The organism is Azospira inquinata, from assembly GCF_018905915.1.
Lineage (GTDB): Bacteria > Pseudomonadota > Gammaproteobacteria > Burkholderiales > Rhodocyclaceae > Azospira > Azospira inquinata.
Window position 1 is genome coordinate 542,168 of record NZ_CP064782.1, and the last position, 16,006, is coordinate 558,173.

Annotated in this window: 19 protein-coding genes, 1 rRNA gene and 1 other RNA gene; 6 read left to right on the plus strand and 15 right to left on the minus strand. The window is 61.9% G+C overall.

The window, feature by feature from the left end; translation table 11 throughout:
- Nucleotides 1–112: 112 nt before the first annotated feature.
- Entirely contained in the window at nucleotides 113–481 is a 369-nt protein-coding gene (locus tag Azoinq_RS02385; protein WP_216126888.1) for a hypothetical protein, read from the minus strand.
- A gap of 87 nt (nucleotides 482–568) precedes the next feature.
- Nucleotides 569–1,459, minus strand: a complete 891-nt coding sequence (locus tag Azoinq_RS02390) for a LysR family transcriptional regulator (RefSeq protein ID WP_216126886.1) — start codon at nucleotides 1,457–1,459, stop codon at nucleotides 569–571.
- 120 nt (nucleotides 1,460–1,579) lie between these two features.
- On the opposite strand from Azoinq_RS02390, the gene Azoinq_RS02395 reads away from it, so the two are divergent.
- From Azoinq_RS02395 to Azoinq_RS02405, 3 genes are all read left to right on the plus strand, one after another.
- A complete protein-coding gene (locus Azoinq_RS02395; protein ID WP_216126883.1) occupies nucleotides 1,580–2,503 on the plus strand; it encodes a DMT family transporter in 924 nt (307 codons plus the stop codon).
- Nucleotides 2,491–2,694 carry a tautomerase family protein gene (locus Azoinq_RS02400; RefSeq protein ID WP_216126880.1) on the plus strand — a complete coding sequence of 68 codons (204 nt, stop codon included), beginning with the start codon at nucleotides 2,491–2,493 and terminating at the stop codon, nucleotides 2,692–2,694. The genes Azoinq_RS02395 and Azoinq_RS02400 overlap by 13 nt, the downstream gene beginning before the upstream one ends.
- Before the next feature lie 305 nt (nucleotides 2,695–2,999).
- Nucleotides 3,000–3,764 carry a spermine/spermidine synthase domain-containing protein gene (locus tag Azoinq_RS02405; RefSeq protein ID WP_216132277.1) on the plus strand — a complete coding sequence of 255 codons (765 nt, stop codon included), beginning with the start codon at nucleotides 3,000–3,002 and terminating at the stop codon, nucleotides 3,762–3,764.
- Nucleotides 3,765–3,883: 119 nt separating this feature from the next.
- On the opposite strand, the gene Azoinq_RS02410 is transcribed toward Azoinq_RS02405, so the two are convergent.
- Nucleotides 3,884–5,065: an HD domain-containing phosphohydrolase gene (locus Azoinq_RS02410; RefSeq protein ID WP_216126879.1), complete on the minus strand. Its 1,182-nt coding sequence runs from the start codon at nucleotides 5,063–5,065 to the stop codon at nucleotides 3,884–3,886.
- 140 nt (nucleotides 5,066–5,205) lie between these two features.
- On the opposite strand from Azoinq_RS02410, the gene Azoinq_RS02415 reads away from it, so the two are divergent.
- Together Azoinq_RS02415 and Azoinq_RS02420 are read left to right on the plus strand one after the other, a co-directional pair.
- Nucleotides 5,206–6,363: a glycosyltransferase gene (locus Azoinq_RS02415; protein WP_216126871.1), complete on the plus strand. Its 1,158-nt coding sequence runs from the start codon at nucleotides 5,206–5,208 to the stop codon at nucleotides 6,361–6,363.
- A 136-nt stretch (nucleotides 6,364–6,499) separates the two neighbouring features.
- Nucleotides 6,500–6,766, plus strand: coding sequence for a hypothetical protein (locus tag Azoinq_RS02420; RefSeq protein ID WP_216126863.1), 267 nt, complete (start codon nucleotides 6,500–6,502; stop codon nucleotides 6,764–6,766).
- Nucleotides 6,767–6,876: 110 nt separating this feature from the next.
- Here Azoinq_RS02420 and Azoinq_RS02425 read toward each other — a convergent pair whose 3' ends face one another.
- The 11 genes from Azoinq_RS02425 to ffs all read right to left on the minus strand — a co-directional run bounded on the left by Azoinq_RS02425 (nucleotide 6,877) and on the right by ffs (nucleotide 15,192).
- The gene (locus tag Azoinq_RS02425) at nucleotides 6,877–7,260 is read right to left on the minus strand and encodes a sirohydrochlorin chelatase (protein WP_216126860.1); all 384 of its coding nucleotides are present in this window, start codon (nucleotides 7,258–7,260) and stop codon (nucleotides 6,877–6,879) included.
- A gap of 11 nt (nucleotides 7,261–7,271) precedes the next feature.
- The gene (gene ybiB / locus Azoinq_RS02430) at nucleotides 7,272–8,258 is read right to left on the minus strand and encodes a DNA-binding protein YbiB (RefSeq protein WP_216126858.1); all 987 of its coding nucleotides are present in this window, start codon (nucleotides 8,256–8,258) and stop codon (nucleotides 7,272–7,274) included.
- A gap of 316 nt (nucleotides 8,259–8,574) precedes the next feature.
- On the minus strand, nucleotides 8,575–8,970 hold the full coding sequence (locus Azoinq_RS02435) for a ClpXP protease specificity-enhancing factor (protein WP_216126855.1): 396 nt from the start codon (nucleotides 8,968–8,970) through the stop codon (nucleotides 8,575–8,577).
- Between the two features lie 42 nt (nucleotides 8,971–9,012).
- Nucleotides 9,013–9,609, minus strand: a complete 597-nt coding sequence (locus Azoinq_RS02440; RefSeq protein WP_216126853.1) for a glutathione S-transferase N-terminal domain-containing protein — start codon at nucleotides 9,607–9,609, stop codon at nucleotides 9,013–9,015.
- 81 nt (nucleotides 9,610–9,690) lie between these two features.
- The gene (locus Azoinq_RS02445; RefSeq protein WP_216126851.1) at nucleotides 9,691–10,425 is read right to left on the minus strand and encodes a cytochrome c1; all 735 of its coding nucleotides are present in this window, start codon (nucleotides 10,423–10,425) and stop codon (nucleotides 9,691–9,693) included.
- A gap of 16 nt (nucleotides 10,426–10,441) precedes the next feature.
- On the minus strand, nucleotides 10,442–11,743 hold the full coding sequence (locus Azoinq_RS02450; RefSeq protein ID WP_216126849.1) for a cytochrome b: 1,302 nt from the start codon (nucleotides 11,741–11,743) through the stop codon (nucleotides 10,442–10,444).
- 3 nt (nucleotides 11,744–11,746) lie between these two features.
- The gene (gene petA, locus Azoinq_RS02455; RefSeq protein WP_216126847.1) at nucleotides 11,747–12,343 is read right to left on the minus strand and encodes a ubiquinol-cytochrome c reductase iron-sulfur subunit; all 597 of its coding nucleotides are present in this window, start codon (nucleotides 12,341–12,343) and stop codon (nucleotides 11,747–11,749) included.
- A gap of 146 nt (nucleotides 12,344–12,489) precedes the next feature.
- Nucleotides 12,490–13,092, minus strand: a complete 603-nt coding sequence (recR, locus tag Azoinq_RS02460) for a recombination mediator RecR (RefSeq protein WP_216126845.1) — start codon at nucleotides 13,090–13,092, stop codon at nucleotides 12,490–12,492.
- Entirely contained in the window at nucleotides 13,092–13,415 is a 324-nt protein-coding gene (locus Azoinq_RS02465) for a YbaB/EbfC family nucleoid-associated protein (RefSeq protein WP_216126842.1), read from the minus strand. The genes recR and Azoinq_RS02465 overlap by 1 nt, the downstream gene beginning before the upstream one ends.
- A 10-nt stretch (nucleotides 13,416–13,425) precedes the next feature.
- Nucleotides 13,426–15,045: a DNA polymerase III subunit gamma/tau gene (dnaX, locus tag Azoinq_RS02470; RefSeq protein WP_216126839.1), complete on the minus strand. Its 1,620-nt coding sequence runs from the start codon at nucleotides 15,043–15,045 to the stop codon at nucleotides 13,426–13,428.
- Between the two features lie 48 nt (nucleotides 15,046–15,093).
- Nucleotides 15,094–15,192, minus strand: an RNA gene (gene ffs / locus Azoinq_RS02475) — signal recognition particle sRNA small type.
- A 100-nt stretch (nucleotides 15,193–15,292) separates the two neighbouring features.
- On the opposite strand from ffs, the gene Azoinq_RS02480 reads away from it, so the two are divergent.
- Nucleotides 15,293–15,535 (plus strand): hypothetical protein, encoded by a 243-nt coding sequence (locus Azoinq_RS02480; protein ID WP_216126836.1) that lies wholly within the window; start codon nucleotides 15,293–15,295, stop codon nucleotides 15,533–15,535.
- Nucleotides 15,536–15,814: 279 nt separating this feature from the next.
- On the opposite strand, the gene rrf is transcribed toward Azoinq_RS02480, so the two are convergent.
- Nucleotides 15,815–15,928: ribosomal RNA gene (gene rrf / locus Azoinq_RS02485) — 5S ribosomal RNA — on the minus strand.
- Nucleotides 15,929–16,006: the final 78 nt, after the last annotated feature.

The window sequence follows — 16,006 nt, forward strand, 5'->3', positions numbered from 1 at the left end:
GAAAAAAGCCTCGGTCTAACGCGGCTTTTTCCCCGTCGGATGGCTTCCCCTGGCCTTTTCCCGGTCAAAGGGAGCGGCCAGCCCCGCCCCCCGGGGATTTCGCCCTTCCGCCTCAGGCGGCAGGGCCGTCGCCGTCCAGGCCGGAGACTTCCCACAGGGCTTTGCCAAAGGCTTTCCAGGCGGTGCCCCCGTGGGTGAAAAAGCCCTCTTCCGCACTTATGGCCATGGTGCGCAGCATGAGGGCGGCAAAGCCGAACAACTCGGCCTTGGCCTGTGCCTGGTGATCCTTGCCCCCGTGGGCGGCCTGACGGGAAGCGTCCCGGCCATGGGAGAGGGCTTCCTCCGCCAGGGCCCGGACTTGGGCCGTATCGTTCCAGTCGATGCCCAGGATCACGCCGCGCCGCTCGATTTCTTTTTCCAAGGCCCGGGTATCCCGGTCCAAACTGGTCAGGGGACCGGTTGCCTGTGGCTTATCTGTCATGGTCTCTCCGGGGGAATAGGATTTTTGGTCGTCTATTTTCGCCCAGGGCCGCCCGAATCCCAAGGGGGAATTGGGCGGGCCCCGGCCTCAGGCCACCCGGCGGGCGGCTTCCCCTTCTCCCTCCCCTTCCCGCAGGCAGGCCAGCAGGGCCCGAATAGCCGCCGTATCGCCGCCCTGGCGCCAGACGGCCAGGGTGGCCACCCGACCCTCGTCCCCCGCCAGGGGATGGAGGCGCAGGCCGCTGCGGGCGCCGTAGCTTTCCACCACCCGCCGGGGCAGGAGGGCCACCCCCATGCCCGCCAGCACACAGCCCAGAATGGTCTGGTAGGAGGACACGGGCACGATGCGCTCCGGCATGATCCCGGCCCGGGAAAACCAGGCTTCCAGCCGGGTCCGGTAGGCACAGCCCTCTTCAAAGGAAATGATGGTGCGGCATTGCAGTTCGGTGGCGGCCACCATGGGGGGCTGGGCCGCGTCGGAGACCAGCACCAGCTCTTCCTCGAACAGGACTTCCCGGGCCAGGCGGGGATCGGCCACGGGGGAGGCCACCAGGGCCAGATCCAGTTCTCCGGCCAGGACCTGAGCCACCAGGCCCCGGGTGCCCCGGGTCTGCAATTCCAGGCGCACATCCGGATAGCGGCGGTGGAAGCGAGCCAGGGGCTCGGCCAAGCGCACGCCGGCGGTGGTTTCCATGGAGCCCAGGCGCAGCTGGCCCCGGGGCACGTCGTCCGCCAGGGATTGGCGGGCCTCGTTGGCCAAGGCCAGGAGCCGATCCGCATAGTCCAGCAGCTGGCGCCCGGCGTTGGTGGGCACCAGACGCCGCCCTTCCCGGAGAAACAGGGTCACCCCCAGGTCCTCCTCCAGCTGGCGTATGCGGGTGGTCACATTGGACTGGACCCGGTTGAGCCGGACCGCCGCCCGGGTAACCCCCCCTTCCCGAATAACGGTACGGAAGATGTGCAGATCGTTCAGGTCCATGGACGGGGCTCCGGTGTATTCATCTCAAAAAATGATCGTTTCGATCTTAATAATTCATTTTTCAAGAACATATTGCCCGGCTACAGTGCTTAGCACAAGACCCAACCCCAAGGAGAAACCATGCATCCCCAAAACGCTGCCTCCCCCGGCGGCCCTTCCCTCCGGAGCGGCTACCTGTGGGCCGGGCTCACGGTCATGATCTGGTCCGGCTTTATCCTCATGTCCCGCTTCGGCGGCAAGAGTCCCCTCACCGGCTGGGACATCACCGCCCTGCGCTTCGGCACCGCCGCCCTGGTGCTGCTGCCCGTGTGGCTGCGCCACCACCGGGACCTCCACTTCAACGGCCAGACCCTGGTGCTGGCCCTCACCGGGGGGGCCGGTTTCGGCATGCTGGTCTATTCCGGCTTTAAGTTTTCCTCCGCCGCCCACGCCGCCATTCTTCTCCCCGGCATGTTGCCCTTTGCCGTCTCCATCATGGCCTGGCTGATACTGGGAGAACGGCCCGGGAGTCAGCGCTGGGCCGGGCTGGCCGTTATTGGCGGCGGCCTGGTGTGCCTGGGCATGGATAGTTTCAAGGACGGCCTGGGCCACTGGCAGGGGGATCTGCTACTCCTGTCCGGCTCCTTTTCCTGGGCCCTGTACACCGCCCTGGTGCGGCGCTGGCGGGTCTCCCCCTGGGACGCTACCCTGGGGGTGGCCCTCACCTCCGCCGCCCTCTACATGCCGATTTATCTACTCTGGTTGCCCAAGGAGATCAGTCAGGTGAGCTGGGGTTTTCTGGCTTTTCAGGCGGCTTACCATGGCATTTTGGTGGTGATTGTGGCCATGCTCTTTTACATGCGGGCCATGGTCATCCTGGGCCCCACCCGGGTCGGCACCCTAATGGCCCTGGTACCGGCCATTGCCGGTCTGGCCTCCGCCCCTATTCTGGGCGAAGCCCTCTCCCCCCTGATTCTGCTGGGTCTGGGGCTGGTCAGCGGCGGCGCCTGTTTCGGTAGTCTCACCCGTATTCCTTTCATCCGGAGAAGCCCATGCCCTACGTAAATATCAAAATCACCCAGGAAGGCGCCACGGCGGAGCAGAAGGCCCGCCTGATCCAAGGCGTTACCGAACTGCTGCGGGACACCCTGGGCAAAAATCCCCAGACCACCGTGGTGGTCATCGAGGAAGTGCCCACGGATAACTGGGGCATAGGCGGCGAAACCATTACCCAGCGCCGCAGCCGGGGCAGCTGAGGCGGGCGGAGGAAGACCCCGGGGACGGGACGGTAACCGGATTCCCGCCCCCCAACGGTTCTTTCCCTCCCCCCGCCCCTAAGCCAGATAATACGGGCCTCTTGAGGCTACCCGCCGCAAGAGGCCCGTATTGCCTTCGGCTGCCAGAAGCCCTTAGCTAAATCCTTTATCCACGCCACTCTCCAGGCCGTTTTTTAGCCCGCCGGAAAAACTTTCTTCCCCCTTCCCCGGCCCCCCTTCCCCCCCGCCCCCTTTCCGGTCATCATGGCGCCCGTTTTTCTCTCCGCCCGTGCCCCATGCCCGATCTGGATCATCCCATCGACGTCAGCGAAGCAGCCGGCGTCCGCTATCTCCACTTTGGCTCCGACTGGGTCCAGGGGGCCATGCGCATCGCCCGCCCCTATTCCCTGGAGCTGGCCTATACCCGGGAAATGATGGCCGGGCTGCTCCTGCGGGAACGGGAGCCCTGGCCGGAGACCCTGCTGCTCATCGGCCTGGGGGCCGGTTCCCTGACCAAGTTCGCCTGGCGCCACCTGCCCCACTGCAAAGTCACCGTGGTGGAAATCAATCCCCGGGTGGCCGCCATGGCCCGCCAATGCTTTAAATTGCCCGAGGCGGGCCCCCACCTGGACTACCGCTTTGAGGACGGGGCCCGCTTCGTGGCCCGGGCCCGGGAGGCGGGGGAGCGTTACGACTGGATACTGGTGGATAGCTTCGATCCCCAGGCCCGGGCCGGCGCCCTGGATCGCCAGCCCTTTTACCGGGACTGTGCCGCCTTGCTAGGGCCCCGGGGGCTGCTGGGGGTCAATTTTCTCGGCCGCAGCCGGGGCTTTGGCGCCAGCGTGGCCCGGCTGGAAGAGGCCTTCCCCGGGCGCACCCTGGTCTTTCCATCCTGCGACAGCGGCAACGCCATTGCCTTTGCCGCCGTGGGAGAGCGGGTGGATGGGAGTCAGGAGGAATTGAAGGAACGGGCCCAGGCCCTGAAAAAAGACACGGGCCTCAACCTGCTGCCCACCCTGGCCCGGCTGGAGCAGGCCGGCCACTTTCAGGGACGGCGGCTGGTGCTTTAGGCACCACGGCCTTCTTCGGCACCACGGTCTGCTCGGGGCTTTGCCCCGAAAATGGGCTTGGGGAGAAAGGTGCCACCGGCGCCATGCCCGGCCCTCGCCCCCTTGCTCCGCCCCCAGCCTTAGCCCAGGCTGTCTTCCTGGAAACGGTTCTGGATGGCCGTCACCAGATCCGGGTGATCCACCAGTACCGCCACACAATCCTGATCCAGCTTGGCCCCCATTTCCCCGGTCATCACCGCCAGGGCTTCCCCGTTGCTCCAGGCTTCCTTATAGGGACGGCGGCTGGTGAGGGCGTCAAAAACATCGGCCACCGCCACAATCCGGGCTTCCAGGGGAATTTCCGTGCCCGCCAGCCGGTCCGGATAGCCGCTGCCGTCCAGGGCTTCATGGTGGTGGCGCACGATGTGGCGCAGCATGGCCGCCTGGGGCAGGCCGGAGAGGCCGAAATTGGCCAGCATGGCGTCCACCATTTCCGCCCCGTGCACCGGGTGTTCCTGAATGACCCGGAATTCCTCCCGGGTCAGCTTGCCCGGCTTCTGCAACAGGGCGTCGGGCACCGCCACCTTGCCCAGATCGTGGAGGGGCGCAAAGAGAAAAACGTATTCCACAAAGCTGTCGTCCAGGCCCTGGGCCGCCCCCAGCAGGCGGGCGATAAGGTGGGAATAGTGGGCCATGCGCTCCAGGTGCAGGCCGGTTTCAAAGTCCCGGTGCTGGGCGATCTGGGCCATGGTGCGCACCCCGGCCCCCAGGGTCCGCAGGCAGACCAGTTCGTTGATCACCACCAGGCTTAATTGGTGCCCCACTTCATCGAGGAAATCCAGGTCCTTTTCCTTGAAAGCGAAGGTCTGGCGGGAATTGAAAAAAATGAAGCCGAACAATTCCCCGTTGTAAATCATGGGCAGGGTGTAGCTGGTGCCGTAACCCTGGCCGCTAATGCGCCGGCTGTGCTCCCGGGAGCGCCAGTTGGCCGCCGCAATGTCATTCACCAGCCGGGGATGGCCCCCCTGGGCAATGGAGGAAAGGGACTGGGACTGGGCCAGGGGGCTGGCGTAGAAGGACAGGGGATCGGCGCCCCCGCTGGCGTGGAGAAAGGTTTTCAGCAGATCGGTACGGGGGTCGTAGGTGACCACCGCCACCCGGTCCAAATCCGGCAGCCGTTCCCGGGCGTAGCGGTGCAATTCCTGCAGTTTGTCCGGCAAGGGCTGGCTGGCATGGAGAAAGGCCAGCTTATCCCGGCGAAACACCGTATTCGGCAACACTTTGTCCTGCCCCAACAAACCGAAGGATTTGTCCCAATCCATCCTGACTCCCGAGCAAAAAAATCCCGTGCCGTGGCCCTTGTCACGCTTCCGACACGTAAGCCCTGCAACATGACTGTCATTGGTACGCCTGAAGGCGTTCTTTTTGGTGTGACCGGAAGTAAAACAGAAGAAGGGGCGGCATGCACGTACTGATGATATCCGACGTTTATTTCCCACGAATTAACGGGGTTTCCACCTCCATCGAGACCTTTCGCCGGGAATATCAAGCCCTGGGCATCCGGGTCACGGTGGTCGCACCGGACTATCCCTTAGCAAAACCCGAGCCAGGCATTATCCGCATCCCCTCCCATGCCATTCCCTTCGACCCGGAAGACCGGCGCATGGCCTACGCCCCCCTGCTGGCCCTCCTGCCCCAACTCAAACAGGAGGGGGTAAGCCTGGTCCATATCCAGACCCCCTTCGTCGCCCATTACGGCGGCCTACGCCTGGCCCGGGCCCTGGGAGTCCCCTGCTTGGAGACCTACCACACCCTGTTCGAGGAATACTTCCACCACTACATTCCCGGCTTGCCTCGGGCCTGGCTGCGGGCCGCCACCCGCCTCCTTTCCCGCCGCCAATGCAATGCCCTGGACGCCATTGTGGTGCCTTCCCGGGCCATGGCGGAGCGCCTCACCGCCTACGGCATCACCCGGCCCCGCCACATCATTCCCACGGGCATTCCCCTGGAACGTTTCCGCCCGGGTAACCGCCAGGCCCTGCGCCAGCGCCTGGGCATTGGGGAGGCCCCCATAGCCCTTTACGTGGGCCGGGTGGCAGGGGAAAAAAATATCGATTTTCTCCTCCACATGACCCGCCACGCCCTGGACAGCCAACCGGACCTCCATCTGGTGGTGGCCGGGGAAGGCCCGGCCCTCCCGGGCCTACAACGCCTGGCCCAAAAACTGGCCATCCACCAGCGGGTCCATTTCATCGGCTATCTGGACCGAAACCGGGAACTGCCCGACTGTTACGCCGCCGCGGACGCCTTCGTCTTCGCCTCCCAGACCGAAACCCAGGGCCTGGTGCTCCTGGAAGCCATGGCCATGGGCATTCCGGTGGTGGCCCTGGCGGAAATGGGCACCCGGGACATTCTGGAACCGGGCCGGGGCTGCCTGGTGCCCCCGGCGGAGCCCGGGGCTTTCGCCCAGGCCCTCACCGGCCTCCTGGCCGATCCAGCCTTGCGCCAGCGCCTCGCTCGGGAAGCCCAGGAGTACGTGCAGGAGTGGTCCGCCCCGGCCTGCGCCAAGCGTCTGGCGGATTGCTGCACCGCCATTTGCGCTCCCCAAAATCTTGGATAAACTGGAAGTCGGTTCTCCCACCCACAACACCCTGAACTTAAGGGGGAGCTCGCCGCGACCGGCCCTCGGGCCGACGGCCCGCCCCGGAACACCCGGTTCCGGGCATCCCCCAGGATGAAAACGTAGGAGAAAGCCCATGTTAACCCTGCAAGATTGTCTGGATTTTTGCGACATGGAGCGTGGCGAAATCGACGCCATCGCCTGCCATGAACACATTCCCCCGGTGGTGGCCGTGGAGCTGTGCGACACCCTGCTCCATTCCCCGGAAGGTCTGTGCAACCTCCACGCCATGTTTCTGGAAAATATCGAAAACGCCCTGGCCCATGGGGAAGGGGCCCGTGCCCAGGCCCTAACCTGCCAATATCGGCACTTTCAGGCCACCCATCCCCTGCCCTTGCCGTAAGCACCCTGGGCAAAAAGTAAAAGGCCGGAGCCTGTAAAGGTCCGGCCTTTTATTTGGGAGGAAGGGGCCTTTTCGTGCCCTTTTCCGTGCCCCTTGCCCTCCCTCGCGGCTCAGGCAACCGGCCCCAGGGCGTAGGCGGCCATGGCCGCCATGACTTCTGGCGCCTCCCCCACGGGCCCCAGGAGTTCCAGGGCTACCTGGGGAAAGCGTTGGCCCAGCATCTCCAGGAGGGCGGGCAAATCCCGGGTCAGATGGCCGCTGGAGGCCATGAACAGGGGCACCACCCGAATCCGGGTCATTTCCAGGCCCGCCAGTTCTGCCACGCAGGCTTCCAGACTGGGGTTCTGGGTTTCGAGAAACGCCAAACGGGTGACCGTGGTCGGAGACCGCTCTGCCACCATTTCCCGCAGCCGTTCCATAGCGGAGGCCCAGGCCGGGTTGCGGGAGCCGTGGGCAAAAAAGATCAGGGCTTGGGGAGGTTGTTCTAGGGGCATAGGGGGCAAAACTAAACGGTGGCGGTCAGACCATTGCCTTCCAGGGCGACGATGGCCTTGGCCTGGTTGAAATCCTCCGCATAGCCGCAGGCGTAAAGGCAGCAGGCCAGCTGATTGGCTAAGGGCATGGGGAGCGGCGCCTGGCCGTCCAGAATGCGCCGTATCCATTGGGCCGTGGCCTTGGCGTCGCATTCATCCGGGAGGCTGGGCAGGGATTTTAAGCTTTCGTGCTCCGCCTCGAACAGCACTTCCAGGCTTTCCTCATGGATGTATTCAATGCGGGGCCGGCGTTTGGGATTGGCGAAGGGTTCCCCTTCCGTGGCCCGCAGCAGCAGGGCCCGGCCCCCCAGATAAGAGAACACGTCCCGCATCAAATCCATGTAGGCCGGATGGGTGGCCGCTCCCAGCACCACCCCGGTGCCTTTGAAAGGGTCCAGCATTTTCACCAGGCTGTGGGCGCTGTTTCGCAGCCCCAACCGTCCCCGCAGGGCCAGCAGGCCGTTCAGACCGGGGGACAGGACGGGCAGGGGGATGAAGGCCAAGCCCTTTTCATTGAGGGTCTGCTGGGCAGAAACCACGGTGGTGCAGGGCATTACCCCCAGTTCCCGAAACACCTGGGCGGTGGTCACCCGGCCATAGCCTTCCAGCAGCCCGTGGACCACCACCGGGATATTGAAGCGCTGGAGCAGCAGGGCCAGCAGAGGGGTAAGATTGGCCCCCTTGCGGGCGCCGTTGTAGGAAGGAATGACCAGGGGGCGAATGCGGTTGGTGGCGCATTTGAGGCCATGGACCCGGTCATTGACAGCGGCCAGGAAGCCGATCATTTCGTCGGCGCACTCCCCTTTCACCCGCAGGGCCAGGGCAATGGCCCCCAGTTCCAGGTCCGGCACACCGCCGTCCAGCATGGCCCCGTAGAGCTGCTGGGCCTCTTCCAGGGTTAAATCCCGGGCACCGTCGGCGCCCCGGCCCAGTTCCTTGATATAGGGTACGAAATTCATCGGTCTCCGCTCCTCTCTTCCGGCCCGCTTCTTAGTTAGGGTGAAGCGGTCCTGTCGGCAGCTAGGCCTGGGTGCTGAACGCTTCCGGGAATTAGAACCCGGATGGTCCGAAAAAAATCCCCAAGGCCCCTCTTATCGCCAGGCGCGAAATACATACGCATGGCATAACTTTGGTTCGTGGACAATTAGCAACAGCCGTGCCACGCCTGGATTTGGGGAGAATCGGGGATCAGGGGCCCGGCCAGGGGGGCCGGGCCGCCTCGGGATGGTGCGTCAGCGGAGAGTTGGGCGCCACCCTGGTGCCGGGCGGCCCAATTTACTTCACCCGCTGCAACTTGGGGCGGCCGCCAGCCGGAGGGGCGGGAGGCTCGGGCTCGGGAGAAGCATCCGGCAGAGGGGTGTCTTCCACTTCGAAGGCCATGCCGGCGCCGTTTTCCTTAGCGTAGATGGCCACCACGTTGCCCACGGGAAAGGAAATATTCCGGGCCACGCCGCCGAAGCGGGCGACGAAGGAAATGTAGTCGTTGTCCATGGCCAGCCGGGACGTGGCGTCGGCACTGATATTCAGAACAATCTGGCCGTCCCGGGCGAATTCCCGGGGCACCTCGGTCCGTTCATCCACGACCACCGCGATATAGGGCGTAAAGCCGTTATCGGTGCACCACTCGTAAATGCCCCGAACCATGTAGGGCTTGGTAGATGGTAAATCCATGATGATGGGCCGAAAAAAGGGCGCCGCAGCGCCCGTGGTTGCTTACTTGCGCATGACCTTTTCCGACGGGGTCAAAGCATCGATAAACCCTTGTCGGCTGAAAATGCGCTCCGCGTACTTCATCAAGGGCGCCGCGCTCTTGGGCAGTTCAATGCTGTAATGGTCCAAGCGCCACAGCAAGGGGGCGATGGCCACGTCCAGCATGGAAAATTCGTCCCCCAGCATAAACTTTTGCTTGGAGAACATGGGCGCCAGTTCGGTGAGCCGGTTTTTCACTTCCGTGCGCGCCTTCTCCGCCGTCTTCTGGTTCTTTTCCAGGGCTTCGATGTGCACGAAAATCTCCCGTTCCATGGTGGACAGGAGCTGGCGCGCCCGGGCCCGCATAATGGGATCCGGCGGCATCAGCTGGGGATGGGGGAAGCGCTCATCAATGTATTCGTTGATGATATTCGGTTCATACAGAATGAGCTCCCGCTCCACCAAGACCGGCACCCGGTTGTAAGGGTTGATGACGGCGATGTCTTCCGGTTTGTTGAAGAGATCCACGTCGATGACCTGGAAATCCATGCCCTTTTCGTACAGGACGATGCGGCAGCGATGGCTAAACGGGTCAGTGGTCCCGGAGTAGAGGTTCATCATAGTCAATACCTCAAAATGGAATCGGCACCGCCGCCGGGGAAAGCCCCCGGCAAACGATGCCGTTGCCTGGATCAGGCGGGGTTAATGCACGTCTTTCCAGTATTCCCGCTTCAGCAGGTAAGCCAGAACACCCAGCACGGCGAGGAACAGCAGCACGCCGACGCCCAGTTGCTTACGGAAATTGGCGCCCGGTTCGCTCATGAACACCAGGTAGCCGACCAGGTCAGCCACTTCCTTGTCGTACTCGGCGGGGGACAGCTTGCCGGGCACTGCAAGTTTCAGGTGCTTATGTTCGTTACCGGCGGCATCCTTTTCCACGTCCAGCACTTGCTGGCCTTGGAGTTCCCACAGGACGTGGGGCATGCCGACGTTTTCAAACACGGTGTTGTTCCAGCCGGTCGGACGGTTGTCGTCCCGGTAGAAAGAACGCAGATAGGTGTAGAGCCAGTCGGCGCCGGAACCCGCCTCGGATTCCTTGGCCCGGGCGATAACGCTCAGGTCAGGAGGCGTGGCACCGAACCACTTCTTGGCTTCGTCAGGACGAATCCCGACGCGCATGGTGTCACCCACTTTTTCGCCGGCGAACATCAGATTGTCCTTAATCTGTTGCTCGGTCAGACCGATGTCCTTGAGGCGGTTGTAACGCATGGAGGAAGCGCCGTGGCAGCTCAGGCAGTAATTCACGAAGAGCTTGGCACCGTTTTGCAGGGCGGCCTGATCGTGGGAAACGTCAGGAGCCTTGTCCAATTCCAGGGGGGCACCACTGGCCAGCACCGTCAAGGGTGCGAAAAGCAGTGCGAGGAGCAGTTTTTTCATTTCTCTCGTCCTTTGCTTAGTGGGTGACCCGCTCGGGTTCCGGGCTGTACTTGTCCACCTTCGAGTACCAGGGCATGGTCAGGAAGAAGGCAAAGTAGATAACGCCGCAGATCTGGGAAATCTTTTCACCCCAGAAAGACGGCGGTTGGGTACCCAGGTAGCCGAGAATGACAAACGCCACCACAAACAGGGCCAGGAAGGTCTTGTAGATAGGACCGCGGTAACGGATGGACTTCACCGGGCTGCGATCCAACCAGGGCAGGAAGGCGATGATCACCACGGAAGCGCCCATGGCCACCACACCCCAGAACTTGGCATCCAAACCGAACAGGGGGTAGGTCACCGCCCGCAGGATGGAATAGAAGGGGGTGAAGTACCACACCGGAGCGATGTGGGGCGGAGTCTTCATGGGATCGGCCGGAATGAAGTTGTTGGATTCCAGGAAGTAACCGCCGCCTTCCGGCGCGAAGAACACCACGCAGGAGAAGACGAAGAGGAACACCACCACGCCAACGATATCCTTCACCGTGTAGTAGGGATGGAACGGAATCCCGTCCAGGGGAATACCGTGTTCATCCTTGTGCTTCTTGATTTCCACACCGTCCGGGTTGTTGGACCCCACTTCGTGGAGGGCCAGCAAGTGGGCAACCACCAGACCCAGGAGAACCAGGGGCATGGCGATAACGTGGAAGGAGAAGAAGCGGTTCAGAGTCGCATCCCCCACCACGAAGTCACCCCGCAGCCACACGGACAGGTCCGGGCCAACGAAGGGAATGGCGGAGAACAGATTGACGATCACCTGGGCGCCCCAGAAGGACATTTGTCCCCAAGGCAGGAGGTAGCCGAAGAAGGCTTCACCCATCAAGCACAGGAAAATCCCGATCCCGAACAGCCAGATCAGTTCCCGGGGCTTACGGTAGGAACCGTAGAGCAGACCGCGGAACATGTGCAGATAGACCACGATGAAGAAGGAAGAAGCACCGGTGGAGTGCAGGTAGCGGATCAACCAGCCCCAGGGCACGTCCCGCATAATGTACTCGACGCTGGCGAAGGCCACCGGCACACCGGCAGCGTTCAGGGAAGCATCGGGCTTGTAGTGCATGACCAGGAAAATACCGGTCACGATCTGGATCACCAGCACCAGCAGGGCCAGGGAGCCGAAGAAGTACCAGAAGTTGAAGTTCTTCGGTGCGTAGTATTCGGCCAGATGGCCACGCCACATGGCCGTGGCCGGGAAACGGGCATCCACCCATTCGAGCAAGTTGCCGGCCTTAGAGCCGTCGGACTTGTACTTTTCAAAGTTGGTATTGGCAGCCATTCCTTACGCTCCCTTCTTGTCTTCGCCAATCATCAGGCGGGTATCAGAGAGATACATGTGGGGCGGGACTTCCAAGTTGAGCGGCGCGGGTTTGCTCTTGAAAACCCGACCGGCCAAGTCGAAGGTGGAACCGTGGCAGGGGCAAAGGAAACCACCCAGCCATTCTCCGGGCATCCCTTCTTCCGTACCAGACTTGAACTTGGAACCGGGAGAACAGCCCAAGTGGGTGCAGATACCGATGGCCACCAGGTATTCAGGCTTGATGGACCGGTGTTCGTTGGTGCAGTAGGTCGGTTGCTGGGGCTTTTCGGACTTGGGGTCCAACACTGCGCCATCCAGCTTGGGCAGGGTCGCCAGCATTTCCTTGGTGCGGTTAATAATCCACACCGGTTTGCCGCGCCACTCCACGGTCATCATTTGGCCCGGCTCCAGCTTGGAAATATCCACTTCCACCGGAGCGCCAGCCGCCTTGGCACGCTCGGACGGCAGCATGCTGGAGACGAACGGCACGAGGGTGGCGACTGCCCCCACTCCACCGACGGCCGCAGTAGCGACCAGCAAGCGCCGCCTCCCGCAGTCCACTTTGTTCTCTTTGCTCATAGCGCTGATCCCTAAACTTAGAACGTAGAAAATTTTTGAAAGGCAAACCGCACACTATCCGACGATTAGCCGAATAAAACTTTGTGATTATACTTGAATCGCTCCGGGAACTGGAAGGCGGCCCCGAGGATCAAAGGCCCTTTTTATCAGGCTTTATCCGGGTCCCGCCGGTCCCGCAGGGCCTGGGCTAAGGTACCCGGGTCCACAAATTCCAACTCGCCCCCCACCGGCACACCCCGGGCAATACGGCTAACCTTAAGGCCCCGAGCCTTAAGCAGCTCCCCCAGATAGTGGGCGGTGGCCTCCCCTTCGTTGGTGTAATTGGTGGCAAGAATCACTTCTTGAACCGTGCCGTCGTCCGCCCGGGTAAGCAGGCGATCCAGGCCTAAATCCTTGGGCCCCAGGCCGTCCAGGGGGGAAAGGCGGCCCATGAGTACATAGTAAAGCCCGTTATAAGCCAGGGTCTGCTCCACCATATTCATGTCCACCGGGGTTTCCACCACACACAGCAGACTGGCGTCCCGCTTGGGGGAAGCACAGCGCTCACAGACTTCCTGCTCGGTCAGGGTATTGCACCGGGCACAATGACGCAGCCGCTGCAGGGCGTCCTGCAAAGCCCCCACCAAACGCTGGGCCCCTTGCCGATCCTGTTGCAGCAAATGAAACGCCATGCGCTGGGCGGATTTTGGCCCGACGCCGGGCAGGCAGCGCAACGCGGCCACCAGCCCGTCCAGACTGTTACCGATCATCAGAAGGGGAGCTTCAACCCGGGGGGCAGATTCAGGCCGGAGGTAAAGCCGGACATTTTATCCTTGGTCAGCTCTTCACCCCGACGCACCGCATCATTAACGGCTGCGGCAATCAGGTCTTCCAGCATTTCCTTATCGTCCATCACGGAAGGATCAATGCTGACCCGCCGGACGTCATGGGCGCAGGTCATTTGCACCTTGACCATCCCAGCCCCGGCCTGACCTTCCACTTCCAGCAGGCTCAGTTCTTCCTGGGCTTTGCGCATATTTTCCTGCATCTGCTGGGCTTGTTTCATCAGCCCGGCAATTCCACCCTTCATCATAAAGGTCTCCTCAAAGGGGTTTAATGGATGATTGAATCAACGTGGCGTCCAGCAACTGCACCGCCGCGTTAACAAAAGAATCTTGGGCCAGGGCCTCGGTAGCCTGGGCCAGCCTGGCTTTACGGGCCTTGGAAGCTTTAATGGCCGGCGTGTCCCCTGCCACGTCCCCCACCTGGATATGTAAGGACACTGGCCGCCCCAAGCGGGCCTGGAGCGCTTCCCGGAGTTTATCCTGAGAGGCCTTCAAAAGGAGATGGGATTTATCCTGGGCCAGACGTAAATTCACCGCCCCTTCAACCAGGGATTCCAACAAACAGTTCTGGGCCAGCTCCCGGGCCATGCCGCCGATGTCCAATTGACGCAACAGGCCTTCCCAGGTGCTAGGCACCTCCAGTTCCCCAGAGGCCTCGGACACGGGGGCCACCTCCGCCTTAGTCTGGGGAGCGGGGGAAGGTTCCTGGGCAGGAGGCGTTGAGCGGGAACCTGGGCGCTCAGCGCTCGAAGCTTTTTTTGCTGGAGTCTCGGGGGGAGGCGCCCCCAGCCCTTTGGCAGGGGAAAACGTTAGCAAACGCAGCAGGGTGACGAGAAAACCGCTGTAGGGATCTGGAGCCAAGGGCAGGTCTTTACGTCCCTGAATCAATATCTGGTAGGCCAACTGCAAGCCTTCGGGATCGAAACGCTCCGCCAATCCCTGCAAGACTTCCCGGTCAGGAGCATCCGGGGGTAAAGCCCCCGGCGCCAACTGGGCCACCTGGATTTGGGTTGCCAAAACAGCCAACTCTTCCAGGGCGGAGTTGAAAGAGAGGGATTGGGCCGCCATATCACCGGCCACACGAACCAGCGCCTCCCCATCCCCCGCCAGAACGTGGTTCAGAATCGCCGTCAAATGGCCCCGATCCACCGTCCCCAGCATTTCCCGGACTAGGGCGCTTTCCACTTTACCACTGCCGTAGGCAATGGCTTGATCCAATAGGGAAAGGGCATCCCGCATACTGCCATTGGCAGAGCGGGCCAGCATAGAAAGTCCCTCGCCCTCAAACGGAATCTGTTCCTGGCCCAGAATATAGGCTAGGTGATCCACAATGGCGTTGATGGGCATCTGCTTCAGATTGAACTGCAAGCAGCGAGACAGAACCGTCACGGGAATTTTCTGGGGGTCCGTGGTGGCCAGAATAAACTTCACATGTTCGGGGGGCTCTTCCAAGGTCTTCAACATGGCGTTGAAAGCCGAATTGGAGAGCATATGGACTTCGTCAATGACGTAGACCTTGAACCGGCCACGGGTGGGCGCATACACCGCATTTTCCAGCAGCATGCGCATTTCATCGACTCGGGTATTGGTGGCCGCATCCACCTCCAGCAAATCCACAAAGCGACCGCTATCGATTTCCTTGCAGGCAGAACATTCGCCGCAGGGCTCGGGGGTAATGCCCTTTTCGCAATTCAGGGATTTCGCCAGAATGCGGGCCAGGGTAGTTTTTCCCACCCCTCGGGTGCCCGTAAATAGATAGGCGTGATGTAGTCGGTTTTCCGCGAGCGCATGGGTCAATGCCTTAACAACGTGCTCCTGCCCCACAAGACTCGCAAAGTTCCGTGGGCGCCATTTCCGCGCCAAGACCTGATAACTCATAGTCGCATCGACAAAAGGGGAATCGGATATTCCGCCCGTAAAAACAAAAGTGGCGAGCCTTACCCCCGGCACTTGCAGTAAGTAGCTGTGGCTGCTTCCTTCCGGACCTGACCCGATTCACTACCCTGCAATGCGGGGAGACCCGCCGAGGGCCATTATACTGGGGAACGGGGGAATACACCAATAAACAGGATGGAGGAAGCTGTACGAGTTAATCACGGAGACGCAGAAGGACGTCACGGGGATCATGGAGGAGCACTACAACAGCCTGTCCCAGCGGGCGGCGTCGGCGATTGAAACGTCTTCGTCCAAGGCGCCGTTGGGAGGCGACGTAATGGCGGCCGCCATGAAGACCCTGATGGGAGCCTCCACCCAGGCTTTCGAGAACTTCACGAAGTTGAGCAAGCAGATCACAGAGATAACGGAGGGAGGGGTAACGGCGGGGAGCGTGACGGCGAAGGCAGCGCGGAGCACGGCGAAGAAAGCGTAAGCCAAGGAATAGGAAGAAATGGAACCCGGCGGAAGCCGGGTTTTTTTATGGGGGGGGCTGGGGGAAGGAGTTGGCGGGAAGCGCTGGCGGCGGGGAGAAAGGAAGCCTAGAGAGGGGATGCAGGGGTTTTCTCCGTCGGAGGCCGGGAAGCCCACAGCGGATAGCCTAGGCAGCAAGGAAACAAGGAGAGGGAGGAAGGTAAAGCGAGGAGAAACGAGTGGGGGGAGATACAAAAGTAAAAGCCCCCGCCAAGAGAATGGCAGGGGCTTTTGAGGAGGAGCCTGGCGGTGACCTACTTTCGCACAAGAGATATGCACTATCATCGGCGCAACTCCGTTTCACGGTCCTGTTCGGGATGGGAAGGGGTGGGTCCAGAGCGCTATGGCCGCCAAGCGTAACTTGTCCGTGCTCCGCTAGGCGGGGCACGCAAAAAGGAGAAAGAGTTGTGATTGCAGCTGAGTTGCTACTTAA

Coding starts and splice junctions, on each gene's coding strand:
- Azoinq_RS02415 (WP_216126871.1), top strand. CDS start 5,206: ATGCACGTACTGATGATATCCGACGTTTATTTCCCACGAATTAACGGG.
- Azoinq_RS02410 (WP_216126879.1), bottom strand. CDS start 5,065: ATGGATTGGGACAAATCCTTCGGTTTGTTGGGGCAGGACAAAGTGTTG.
- Azoinq_RS02420 (WP_216126863.1), top strand. CDS start 6,500: ATGTTAACCCTGCAAGATTGTCTGGATTTTTGCGACATGGAGCGTGGC.
- Azoinq_RS02390 (WP_216126886.1), bottom strand. CDS start 1,459: ATGGACCTGAACGATCTGCACATCTTCCGTACCGTTATTCGGGAAGGG.
- Azoinq_RS02450 (WP_216126849.1), bottom strand. CDS start 11,743: ATGGCTGCCAATACCAACTTTGAAAAGTACAAGTCCGACGGCTCTAAG.
- Azoinq_RS02440 (WP_216126853.1), bottom strand. CDS start 9,609: ATGATGAACCTCTACTCCGGGACCACTGACCCGTTTAGCCATCGCTGC.
- Azoinq_RS02425 (WP_216126860.1), bottom strand. CDS start 7,260: ATGCCCCTAGAACAACCTCCCCAAGCCCTGATCTTTTTTGCCCACGGC.
- Azoinq_RS02395 (WP_216126883.1), top strand. CDS start 1,580: ATGCATCCCCAAAACGCTGCCTCCCCCGGCGGCCCTTCCCTCCGGAGC.
- dnaX (WP_216126839.1), bottom strand. CDS start 15,045: ATGAGTTATCAGGTCTTGGCGCGGAAATGGCGCCCACGGAACTTTGCG.
- Azoinq_RS02465 (WP_216126842.1), bottom strand. CDS start 13,415: ATGATGAAGGGTGGAATTGCCGGGCTGATGAAACAAGCCCAGCAGATG.
- Azoinq_RS02445 (WP_216126851.1), bottom strand. CDS start 10,425: ATGAAAAAACTGCTCCTCGCACTGCTTTTCGCACCCTTGACGGTGCTG.
- Azoinq_RS02400 (WP_216126880.1), top strand. CDS start 2,491: ATGCCCTACGTAAATATCAAAATCACCCAGGAAGGCGCCACGGCGGAG.
- Azoinq_RS02385 (WP_216126888.1), bottom strand. CDS start 481: ATGACAGATAAGCCACAGGCAACCGGTCCCCTGACCAGTTTGGACCGG.
- Azoinq_RS02480 (WP_216126836.1), top strand. CDS start 15,293: ATGGAGGAGCACTACAACAGCCTGTCCCAGCGGGCGGCGTCGGCGATT.
- recR (WP_216126845.1), bottom strand. CDS start 13,092: ATGATCGGTAACAGTCTGGACGGGCTGGTGGCCGCGTTGCGCTGCCTG.
- Azoinq_RS02435 (WP_216126855.1), bottom strand. CDS start 8,970: ATGGATTTACCATCTACCAAGCCCTACATGGTTCGGGGCATTTACGAG.
- ybiB (WP_216126858.1), bottom strand. CDS start 8,258: ATGAATTTCGTACCCTATATCAAGGAACTGGGCCGGGGCGCCGACGGT.
- petA (WP_216126847.1), bottom strand. CDS start 12,343: ATGAGCAAAGAGAACAAAGTGGACTGCGGGAGGCGGCGCTTGCTGGTC.